Annotated in this window: 12 protein-coding genes; 7 read left to right on the top strand and 5 right to left on the bottom strand. The window is 56.6% G+C overall.

Annotated features, from left to right (window positions below; translation table 11 throughout):
* Window positions 1-460, top strand: a 460-nt coding sequence (locus ACY1JZ_RS10080; RefSeq protein ID WP_462629053.1) for a polyprenyl synthetase family protein, incomplete at its 5' end; no start/stop codon positions are given.
* A gap of 153 nt (window positions 461-613) precedes the next feature.
* Here the strand turns inward: ACY1JZ_RS10080 and ACY1JZ_RS10075 are convergent.
* The 3 genes from ACY1JZ_RS10075 to ACY1JZ_RS10065 are packed head-to-tail and all read right to left on the bottom strand — an operon-like array spanning window position 614 to window position 1,531.
* Complete coding sequence (locus ACY1JZ_RS10075) at window positions 614-967, bottom strand: hypothetical protein (protein WP_462629052.1); 354 nt, start codon at window positions 965-967, stop codon at window positions 614-616.
* Window positions 968-1,011: 44 nt separating this feature from the next.
* Window positions 1,012-1,347 carry a YlbF family regulator gene (locus ACY1JZ_RS10070; protein WP_270164806.1) on the bottom strand — a complete coding sequence of 112 codons (336 nt, stop codon included), beginning with the start codon at window positions 1,345-1,347 and terminating at the stop codon, window positions 1,012-1,014.
* Complete coding sequence (locus ACY1JZ_RS10065) at window positions 1,322-1,531, bottom strand: hypothetical protein (protein ID WP_462629051.1); 210 nt, start codon at window positions 1,529-1,531, stop codon at window positions 1,322-1,324. The genes ACY1JZ_RS10070 and ACY1JZ_RS10065 overlap by 26 nt, the downstream gene beginning before the upstream one ends.
* A 183-nt stretch (window positions 1,532-1,714) precedes the next feature.
* Between ACY1JZ_RS10065 and ACY1JZ_RS10060 the strand changes: the two genes are divergently transcribed.
* The 6 genes from ACY1JZ_RS10060 (at window position 1,715) to ACY1JZ_RS10035 (ending at window position 8,713) form a co-directional block, all read left to right on the top strand.
* On the top strand, window positions 1,715-3,088 hold the full coding sequence (locus tag ACY1JZ_RS10060; protein WP_462629050.1) for a YheC/YheD family endospore coat-associated protein: 1,374 nt from the start codon (window positions 1,715-1,717) through the stop codon (window positions 3,086-3,088).
* A gap of 17 nt (window positions 3,089-3,105) precedes the next feature.
* A complete protein-coding gene (locus ACY1JZ_RS10055; RefSeq protein ID WP_462629049.1) occupies window positions 3,106-4,323 on the top strand; it encodes a YheC/YheD family endospore coat-associated protein in 1,218 nt (405 codons plus the stop codon).
* Window positions 4,324-4,452: 129 nt separating this feature from the next.
* Window positions 4,453-5,826 carry a YheC/YheD family endospore coat-associated protein gene (locus tag ACY1JZ_RS10050; RefSeq protein WP_462629048.1) on the top strand — a complete coding sequence of 458 codons (1,374 nt, stop codon included), beginning with the start codon at window positions 4,453-4,455 and terminating at the stop codon, window positions 5,824-5,826.
* Entirely contained in the window at window positions 5,823-6,980 is a 1,158-nt protein-coding gene (locus ACY1JZ_RS10045; RefSeq protein ID WP_462629047.1) for a YheC/YheD family endospore coat-associated protein, read from the top strand. The genes ACY1JZ_RS10050 and ACY1JZ_RS10045 overlap by 4 nt, the downstream gene beginning before the upstream one ends.
* Before the next feature lie 30 nt (window positions 6,981-7,010).
* Window positions 7,011-7,565 carry a GNAT family N-acetyltransferase gene (locus ACY1JZ_RS10040; RefSeq protein ID WP_270164817.1) on the top strand — a complete coding sequence of 185 codons (555 nt, stop codon included), beginning with the start codon at window positions 7,011-7,013 and terminating at the stop codon, window positions 7,563-7,565.
* On the top strand, window positions 7,538-8,713 hold the full coding sequence (locus ACY1JZ_RS10035) for a YheC/YheD family endospore coat-associated protein (protein ID WP_270164819.1): 1,176 nt from the start codon (window positions 7,538-7,540) through the stop codon (window positions 8,711-8,713). The genes ACY1JZ_RS10040 and ACY1JZ_RS10035 overlap by 28 nt, the downstream gene beginning before the upstream one ends.
* A gap of 198 nt (window positions 8,714-8,911) precedes the next feature.
* Here ACY1JZ_RS10035 and ACY1JZ_RS10030 read toward each other — a convergent pair whose 3' ends face one another.
* Together ACY1JZ_RS10030 and ACY1JZ_RS10025 are read right to left on the bottom strand one after the other, a co-directional pair.
* Entirely contained in the window at window positions 8,912-9,547 is a 636-nt protein-coding gene (locus ACY1JZ_RS10030) for an FMN-dependent NADH-azoreductase (protein ID WP_270164821.1), read from the bottom strand.
* A 245-nt stretch (window positions 9,548-9,792) separates the two neighbouring features.
* Window positions 9,793-10,437, bottom strand: coding sequence for an HAD family hydrolase (locus ACY1JZ_RS10025; protein ID WP_270172572.1), 645 nt, complete (start codon window positions 10,435-10,437; stop codon window positions 9,793-9,795).
* Window positions 10,438-10,461: the final 24 nt, after the last annotated feature.

The following is a 10,461-nucleotide window of genomic DNA, read 5'->3' as shown; positions in this document are numbered from 1 at the left end:
CGGCTCCCTATTCCGCTTCGCCTGTCTGATGGGCTATGCATCCCTGGACTGTACAGCGGAGACGATCGAGACATTACACGATCTGGCCGACTGCCTCGGTCTTATTCATCAGATTGAGAATGACAGGAAGGATCTGGTGCGATGGGATCTGAAGAACGATCTGCTCAGCAAGAAGCGAACCTTGCCGGCGCTGTATCTGCTCTCCATTGAAGATGATGCCTTTCGTCTATTCCAGGACTATTATGCAGGGAGCATTACCGTAGATGATCTGCTGACGCAGAAGGAGCAGCTACTCCACATGATTCATACCTCCGGGTGTATCGAATATTCCCAAGTGGTTCAATCGGTGTGCCTGCAAAAAGCGGAAGCGCTCTACGAGCAATTAGAAGCCGCTTCGCCGTGGAAGGAAACCTTCAAGGAGATTACCTTCGGCTCGTATCTGAGTGAACAATTCAGGTGAATGCATCATAGTTCTATTTCAAGCGTAGACGGCTTTGCCGTCCTTGACGGACAAAGCCATTCAAAAAAGTTAGGCGGAAACCATCGTTTTCCGCCTAACTTCTGTGGCTTGCGGAGCCAGCCCGCACATCATGTCTTCGTCAGCAGCCTGTGACTACCCCTTCGCCTTGCTGCGGCGAAGGCCGCGCTCCAGCTTGAGCTGCCACATCCGCCGCTTGGCGAGTCGAATGCGATCCAACTGCTGCCGCGTCTCCTCATCGACTCCAAGCAACGTATACAGATTGGCAGCAATGACGAGCAGAGCAAATCCGATCCAGATCAGACCAAACACGGTGGATAGTGTCCCACCTGCGCCCAGCTCCAGTCTGGGGATCGCAATCAGCACCATGGCTAACGCAAGAATCAGATATATGGCGTTAGGCAGCTTCTTCTTGTCCACGTTCAACGCCTCCTTCCATACATAAGGGATGGCGGCACCCGTTGCCGCCCCGTCCCTCTCTACTTCCATATGTATGATAGGCGCCTGCAAAATATGTGGACAGCCTGAGCCTCTTACTCGTAGATTCCCTTCAGCGCATCATTCATTATTTTATTGACATCATCGAAGATGACAGCGAAGCGGCGCTCCGCTTCAAATAGCTGCTCGATGAGCGGATTCTGGCTAACAGACTCATAGCGCTCCTCCATCTGATTGAGCTCCTGCTCGCTCGGCTCCTCGCCTGCCATAATTCGCTGCTGCACCGCTTCCTGCCTGCTTCGCAGCTCAGCGAGCAACTGCTTGGCCTCCTGCTGAGCCTCGACCGCCGCCCAAGCAGCCCTCAGATCGATCACCTCCTGGCTCTGCCTTAATGCTTCAGCCAGCTCATACGCCCTGTCGTATACCTTCATGCCGTATCTCCTCCATCATTATCATCATCAGCGCTGCAAACTTGCTCGCTCCATCCGTTTTCTTTTGATCATACCATTCCACAGCGAACCCGCCAAGCTCTAACCGATTCCGTGATGCTAATCCCCGCGGAAGCGTGAACATCCCCGTCACAATTGGCTTCGCTTCAGGAAGCTGCTCCGTCACAGATGCCCCTGCTCTGCCGATGCGCCCACTGGCTCGCTCTGCGTCGCGGCGAATGCCCTGGACTTTTATTTATATGCAACAAATTGGCCAATCACCAAGGGATAGATGTCCTCATATGATGAAGTAATTGCAAGGCTTCCAACCTTCACACTCGTTACAACTGCTTGTGGAAGGAGATCAATAATGCTCAAAACGAAAGTCGCCGTACAGATGATTAGCAACGGCAGTCTCCCTGAAGATGCGCTCATGCTTGGCGAGACTTATCTGAAGCAATGGAAAATTCCGCAAGGGCAATCCATTACCCTCAAATTCGGCTCCTACAGGCAGCAAGTCAAGGTGGTGCCCGTACCCAAATTCGAAGGCATGCGAATAAGCCACTATCTGGCTGCACGCCTCGGCATGCCCGGCAGTATGACACTGCGTCTGCAGTACCGGCCCTCGTCCATGACACTGGCACTGGGGCCGCTGATTGGCGTGCTCATCAGCCGCGATTATCCAGACGCACCGGATAAACCATTCGGTTCCATTACGTTGTTCTGTAAGGAACTGGTCGACGCATGCAAGGTACAGGGCGCTCATGTCTACTTCTTCACCCCCAGCCAGATCGGCAGCAGCAGCAGCTCTGTCCAGGGCTGGGTCTATGGCTCGGGCTGGCGCAGAATGACCGTGCCCGTAGCCGATGTCATCAACAACCGTCTCACCTCGCGGAAGCTGGAGAACAATGCCAATGTGCAGCGCCTGTTGAATGAGGCGAAGCTTCGCTATCAAACGCAGGTATTCAATGAGAAGTTTCTGGACAAATCGGAGGTATTCGATGCGCTCCGCAATGATTCGGCGCTGCACCGCTATCTGCCCGAGTCTCATCTGCTCCGTAATTATCCGATGCTCAAGGCGATGTGCCAGCGCTATGCCACTGTGTTCCTCAAGCCGATCCGGGGGAGTCTTGGCAAGGGAATCATCCGTGTCAACCGCACCGAGAATGGAGGCTATCAGGCGCTGTATACGACACCGATGGGGACGCGCAAGCAGCATTATCCGCAGCTTACCAAGCTGTTCTCCAGCCTCTCGGGCAAAATGAAGACCGTTCGCTATCAGATTCAGCAAGGCTTGCAGCTCATCGAAATCCAGAGACGGCCCGTCGATTTTCGGGCGCTCGTACAGAAGAACGCTAGCGGCGCCTGGGGTCTCACCTCCATCGTCGCGCGAATTGCCGGGAGCCAGCATTTCGTCTCGAATCTGGCACGAGGCGGTACGCTCAGTCCGGTCAAGGAGGCCGTCGCCAAGTCCAATCTGTCCGCAGCCGCCAAGAAGGACGCCGCAGTCCGACTCCAGCGGGCAGCTCTGGAGATTGCCAAAGGGGTCGACAAGTATATTCCCGCCCACTTCGCCGAGCTGGGCATCGATCTCGCACTCGATACAAGCGGTCGTGTCTGGCTGCTGGAGGTCAATTCCAAGCCCTCCAAAAATGACAATACACCGCTTAACAGCAATGACCAGAAAATCCGGCCTTCTGTGCGGCTTATGCTTCAATATGCCCGGCACATTACCGGATTCTGACGCAGGAGGAGAACCATATGAGCTTACCGCAGTGGAACATGGGCATTGAGATATTCGCTCTGCCCGGCCGCCGATCGGCGCAGGACGCAGGCCCGACCGCATCACCATCGCCGAGCGACCCGGCCTTGCAGCAGCAGCCAGGGGCGGGAGAGTCTCCGCTGCGCATGCCTGAGGATCGGCTCTGCAGGGAGCTGAGCCTCTACGGAGAGGAATGCGGCCTGAACGTCTACGTCTTCACGCCTCTCGATTATGATGCGGAACGGGGCGTGCTGCAGGGCTACAAGCTGACGGGCGGCAACTGGCGGCGCATGCCATGTCCACTGCCTGATATTGTATACGACCGCTGCTTCTACCCGACTCGCATGCAGCGGCTGCGCTCCAGGGCTGCGCTCCAGGGCATACAGCAGCGCCATCCATCGATCCGCCTCGCTGCGGAGCTGCCCGGCAAGCTGGCGGTGTTCCATGCGCTGCGCAACGAGCCGGAGCTTGCAGAGCTGCTGCCGCGCTCCATGCCCTATCGCGGCAGCGGACAACTGCTGCGCTGGCTGGAGCGCGAGCCGCACGGTGTCGTGCTCAAGCCGGATAGCGGCATGCAGGGACGCGGCATTATACGGCTGTGGCGCGAGCCGGACGGCCTGCGCATACAGGGACGCAGCGCGACCAATGAGCCCTACAACTGTACGCTTCAGCGACCAGAGCGCCGGCTCCCAAGCTTTCAACGCTTCCTGGCAGGCCGCTCCTATCTGATTCAGCCGTATCTCCGGCTGAGCGACAAGGAGCAGCGCCCCTTCGATATTCGCGTACTGGTGCAGAAGGATCAGGCGGGACGATGGCGCGTTACCGGCAGCGCTGTGCGGCTTGGCAAAGCCGGGACACTGACGGCCAATCTGCACGGCGGGGGCTGCGCGGCGCATGCCGCTCCCTTCATGGAGCGCCTGCTGGGCAGCCGCGAGCAGGCCGAGCGCGTCCTGGAGCGGCTGCATGCTGCGAGTCTCAAGGCAGCACGCACGCTGGAGGGGAGCTTCGGCCGACTGCTTGAGCTTGGTCTGGACTTTGGCGTAGAGCCTGAAGGCCGCATCTGGCTGCTGGAGGCGAACTCCAAGCCAGGGCGCTCCCTGTTCCAGCTTCTCGACGACCAGCATGCCGCCAGACTGTCTCATCTGCGTCCGCTTCAATATGCGCAGTTGCTTTGCAGCCGCTACTCACCTTGCATCGCGCATCATGAAGCCGATTAAACGGCTGATCGTCTGTGGATGGCACAACTACGCAGTGCGTAGCTATTAGCCGGTTACACGCCATTCAACTTACGACCTTATATAGTAACTTTAAAGTTTCCCTATGGATAACTTTCAGGAGGTTCCTACATGAGCTTGACGTTTTGCAATCTTCATTTTTCTCAAAAGCCTAATCGCGTCGTCTATCTGTCCCAGCCGCTCATGAAGCAGCTAAAGCTGACCGGCAAAAAAACAGTGTCGATCAAGCTCGGCAAGGAGGTCATCACCGCCGCGGTAAAGCCTATCAAAAAAACCGGCCATCATCTGTATGTCTCCTCAGGCGTCCGCCAGTTGATCCGCATTCCCAAATCAGGCAGCGTCTATGTAACCAGCACGGGAGAGGATGAGGTGCAGCTCGGCCCGCTGATCGGCGTGCTGACGGACTCCGGCTATGGCTCCACCGGACCGTTCGGCACTCGAACAGGCTTCATTAAGCAATTGCTCCGACTCGGTGAGAAGAAAGCCTTCTTCTTCGCCTTCACGCCGCGTGACATCAATTGGCAAAATGATACGGTCAACGGTCATTTCGTCAATGCCCAGGGCGGATGGTATCGCAAGATTGTGCCGCTGCCCGATGTCGTATACAATCGTCTGCCCAGCCGCAAGGCCGAGACGACGAACTCGATCCAGTCGTTGCGGGAGCGGTTCATCCGCAAGAAAATTCCGTTCTTCAACTGGAGCTTCTTCAATAAATCCGATGTGTACAAAATGCTGGAGGGCGATACAGAAGCCCAGATGCATATGCCTGAATCCATCAATAATCCCACACCCGAGAAAATCAAGGAGCTGCTGGAGAAGCATCAGTTCGTCTACTACAAGCCGACAGCCGGCAGCCTTGGCAACGGCATCTATCGGCTCACCTATCATCCCAAGCGCGGCTACTTCGCCCGCTATCGTCGTGGAGGAAGCAATGTGCTGCTGCGATTTAACAATTTCAAGAGCCTGATGCGGATGCTTACCGCACGCCATGGCGGATTGCTCAGCCGCTACGTGATTCAGCAGGGCATCCGCCTGGTAGAGATTGATGGCTGCCCGCTTGATTTTCGCTTCCACATGCACAAGAACGGCAAAAATGAATGGGTGACTGTCGGCATCGGCGCCAAAAAAGCAGGGCGCGGCAGCGTGACCACCCACATCAAAAACGGCGGCTCGCTCATGACCCCTGAGCATGCACTGGGCCGCACCTTCGGCCCGCGCGCGGGCGAGGTGCTGGATTATGCCAAGCGGGTCGCCGTCAAGCTATGCCAGTGCATCGAACGCAATTATCCACACACGCTCGGCGAGCTCGGTCTGGATCTTGGCATCGATCGGGATGGCGAGGTGTACATGTTCGAGGCCAACGCCAAGCCCGGGCGCTCCATCTTCAAGCATCCTGCACTCAAAGAGGAGGGGCGTGCTTCGCTAACCTATATCCTGGAGCACTGCCTGTTCCTGAGCCGGTTCCGCAGGAGGGAGAACGGATGAACCTCAAATGGATCGAGGAGGCGGACAGCTTCGAGCTTCACAGCAACAAACCTGTACTCGCCATTCTGACCGTTGAAGATGAGCTTCAGCTCTTCCGCGGCAACCGAAGCAACTTTGCCGATCTGCTGCAGACCGGCAAGGAGCTGGGGTTCATAACCTATGTCGTCACAACGAAGGATTTGCTGCTGAACAAGCGCAGAGTGAAAGGCTATGCCTATGCCGAAGACACGAACACCTGGCATCAGCGCCAGTTCCCGCTGCCGGATATTATCTATAACCGGATTCCCTATCGGGAGGATGAGATTCAGCCGACTGTTCGCCGCAAGCTGGCGGCGATCGCTCAGCATCCGGCGATTCGTCTGTTCAATCCGAAGTTTTTTGATAAATGGAGCCTGTTCGAATGGCTGAAGCTGTCCAAGAGCACGCAACCGTTCATTCCCGGCACCCGCAAGCTGATGAGCGCAGCCGGGCTGAAGCGGATGCTCGCCAAATACCCCTATCTCTATCTGAAGCCGATCGGCGGCAAGGCGGGCATGGGGATCATGACGATACGACTTCAGCCGGAGAAGCCGAAGCCCTACAGACTGCGGGTACAGGCGAAGAAGAAAAGCGTCACTTATCGCTGCTCCACGCTAAGCACACTGTGGACACGAATCAAGAAGCAGAGCTCCGGCACAGCCTATATCGCACAACAAGGCATCGAGCTTGCCTCCTTCCATGACCGCCGCTTCGATCTGAGAGCGCTCGTGCAGAAGAACCGGCTCGGGCAATGGGATCTGACCGGCATCGGCGCGCGTGTGGCTGGTCCCAACAGCATCACCACCCATGTCCCGCGCGGCGGCAGCATCGAGGAACCAGAGAAGCTGCTGGTCACTGCCTTTGGCTCCGAGCAGGCGCGGCGCATCCTCGTGCGAGTGAAGCAGACGGCACTGCTCATTGCCAAGCAGATTGAGCGGGGGAGCAAATCGACGCTTGGCGAGATGTCGATGGATCTTGGCATTGATGTCGGGGGCAATGTGTGGTTTTTTGAAGCCAATTCGAAGCCGATGAAGTTCGACGAGCCGCATATTCGCAAAAAATCACTGGAGCGCATCTACCACTATGGAATGTATCTCAATAAGCGCAAACGGCAGGCTCAGGCTCAGGAAGGCTAACCGTGGCGCAACAATGACGCAGGGGGCATCATGGATGAGATCAAGGAACAGCTAGGAGCAGGTGACGCCTCAAGCTTGAGCATTCAGCTTATAACCGGAGAGAGATGGGTCTTGCTGCGGCCGCGATTGCTTGCCTTCCTCGCGCGCGTCGGCGACAAGCGTATCACCGTCGCAGCATTAGCCGCACTGCGCCAACTGGAGCCTCGCCAATTGGCCGCCCCCGGTTATGCCGTTGCGGCTGCGCTGGAGCAGGGACGACTCGTCGGCTTCGCCGCAGCGCTTCAGCACGGGCAGGAAGCATGCCTGCTTGCAGTGCACCCGCAGTACCGCGGTCGCGGCATCGGCAGTCTGCTGCTGCAGGCGATGCTGCGACGATGCGGCTGGCTGCAGGGAGAGGTGGCGCTGGATAATACGTCCAGCCTGGCCGCCTGCTTCCGCTGCGGCATGAAGGCTGTCGCTCTGCTGAGGGGACCGACAGGCAAGCCTACATTGCGAATGGAGGGTGCCTGGCAACCGGGCAGCCGACGCATAGCAACACTAGAAGAGGAGGGAACCCGGTGGCAAAGCCCGTCCTCGGGATTATGACATTATATCTGAATGACAACCGTTTCCTGGAGGAACGAAGCGTATACCAGAAGATGATTGCCGCCGGCAAGAAGCTGGGGCTGGAGGTATTCGTGTTCACCCCGCAGGACGTGAATTATAAGCAGCATCGCATACAAGGCATGTTCTATGACACACAGAGCAAAGCCTGGTCAAGACGATGGTGCGCCTTTCCCCATATGATCTACGATCGGTGCCGCATCCAGCGCAGCCATCGCTTCGAGCAGCTCAAGCGGTTCCGAGCCAAATACGGACACCTGACCTTTCTGAACCGTCCGCTACGCAACAAATGGACGGTCTACAAGACACTGTATGCGGACAGCCGCTTCCGTCCCTATCTGCCGGAGACGCGCATGATGGACAGCAGTCGGGATATTAGCGAGATGGTAGCGAAGTATCCGCTGCTCTACGTCAAGCCGATCAATGGCACAGGCGGACGCGGGATATTGCGAATCGAGCGCTCCGGCACGCGAAGCAAATCTGGGCGCAGCAGCCGCTCGGGTCGTACCTGGCTCATTCAAGGGCGGGACCATTCACGGCGCATCATTAGCCCGGAGAAGGTATCGCTCCCCTCGCTCCAGCAGAAGCTGTCTGGCTGGGGGATGAAGGGCACACGCTATATTATTCAGCGGGGCATTCAGCTCAAGCTTCCCAACGGACGCGTACATGATTATCGGATGCTGGTGCAGAAGAACCGCAATGGCGAATGGGAACCCACCGGCTGCGCTGGACGCATCGGCCCGAAGGGAAGCATAACATCGAACCTGCATGGCGGCGGCCGAGCAGCAGGAATGCGCGCATTGCTTGGACAGTGGATCGGGAATGAGGATAAGATCACAGCTATCGAGCAGGAAGCGGAGGAGATCAGCGTCCTGATCGCCAAGCATCTGGAGCAGTCCTATGGACATCTATGCGAGCTGGCGCTGGATCTGGCCATCGACCAGCGGGGCAACATCTTTCTGCTGGAGGTCAACCCCAAGCCGGCGCGCGAGGTGTTCGCCCAAGCCGGAGAGAAGGCAACCTACCGCAATGCGCTGATCCGACCGCTCGAATACGCGCTCTGGTTATATGGACAGAAGTCGCGCCGCAGACAGAAGACGATCGGCATGGCTCGCGACCAAGAGATGTAGCAGCTTCATGCGACCTTCACAAGCTGCGGGCAGCTCGCGTTGATTGTAGCCAGCCTTATGCGGCCTTCACTTGCTCCAGGCTGCCTGCCTTGGTCGCGAATCACGCGTAACAGCATACCTGTGCAACAAAAAAGAGGGTCGCCCCTTTGTCATCGAGAAATGACTGTCGGGACGCCCTCTTTGCTTGTGAGCTTTATATTAGAACGATTGAGCCAGATCTTTAGCGCGTGCTACGCCGTCTGCTTTGATCTCTTGTGCTTTGTCAGGAGCAGCGTTGTGCCCTTCGATGAACAGACCTTGGAAGTCTGTAATTCCGAAGAAGCCCATGATCGCTCCAATATGACGATGTCCAGACTCGATCTCAGCAGCAGGACCTTGAGAGTAGATGCCGCCGCGAGCTTGAATATGCAGTGCTTTCTTGCCAGCCAGCAGGCCGATCGGACCTTCTGCTGTATATCTGAATGTTTTACCCGCTACGCAGTTCGCATCGAGGTACGATTTCATAACAGCCGGGTAGGAGAAGTTCCACATTGGAGTTACGAATACATACTTGTCAGCAGCGATGAATTGAGCATTGATCTCGCCAAGACGAGCAATCTTCTTCTGTTGCTCAGCAGACAGCGAATCGAATGCTTCGCCAGCGCCCAGCTTGCCCCAGCCGCTCAGAACGTCGCCATCGATGTTCGGAACGTATTCGTTGAACAGGTCGATATGAACAACCTCGTCCCCAGGATTAGCTGCTTTGTATGCTTGCACGAACGCTTCGCCTGCTGCAAGGCTAAAGGAGCTCGATGCATCCAGTGGATGCGCGGTAATGTACAGTACAGTTGCCATGATATAATTCCATCCCTTCAGTCTGTTGTTTCTAAATTAAGCATTTCTATACGGCTCTAGGCCGCTCTGACCCGGATCGCCTCGTTAATAAATGTAGCGGATCAGATCACTTTATTTAGTATAGTACCATTTTAAATTATAGTCAATATCTTTTTTGCTTAAATTTCGGCAGGCCGAAAACGTCCAACACGACCGTCTTCATTATGCCCTGGGATCGCCCATTCTCATTCAGTATATAGATGCAACTACGCGGAACCCACAGCCAGCAATTCATCAAAGCTCGCGATGAGAGCTGTCGCCCCCTGCAGTTCCTCCCCACGGCCAAAACCCGCATATTGGCAGCCGATGACTGGCAGGCCGTTCTCCGCCCCCGCTTCCACATCCGAGCTGCGATCGCCCACCATCCAGGCGCTCTGCAACTGATGATCTGACAGCAGCTTCGCAACCAGCTCTACCTTGGTAGCCGTTCCGAATTCTCCTGCACTGTACAAGCCTGTAAACAAATGATCGATATGCAGGTGCTGTGCGACTCCCTTCACATAGTCCTCCAGCCCGTTGCTGGCTACGAACAATTTCACGCCGCGCGCATGCAGCGTCTCCAGCGTCTCCTTCACCTGCGGATACAGCTCTCCATACCCCGCTTGCAGATCCTCCAGCTCATAGCGCAGCATCAGCTCATCCGCCCTGTGATGCGCCTCAGGCGAGCCGTCCGGCATCACCTGCTTCCATATATCCTCAAGCAGCATGCCGAGACAGCCAAGCAGCCGCTCCAGCGGCGGCGTTGGCTGCATGTACAGCCCTTCAGCTCGCAATTGGGCGAAGAGCCTCTCGTGCACACGCTCCAGCAAGCTCTCTGTCTGAAACAGGGTGCCATCCATATCGAAAATCATCGCTTCCGGTTGCTTTAACTCGCT

Source organism: Paenibacillus sp. J5 (assembly GCF_054955055.1).
The sequence above is the reverse complement of the archived record's forward strand: the minus strand, read 5'-3'. Positions and strand labels throughout refer to the sequence as shown.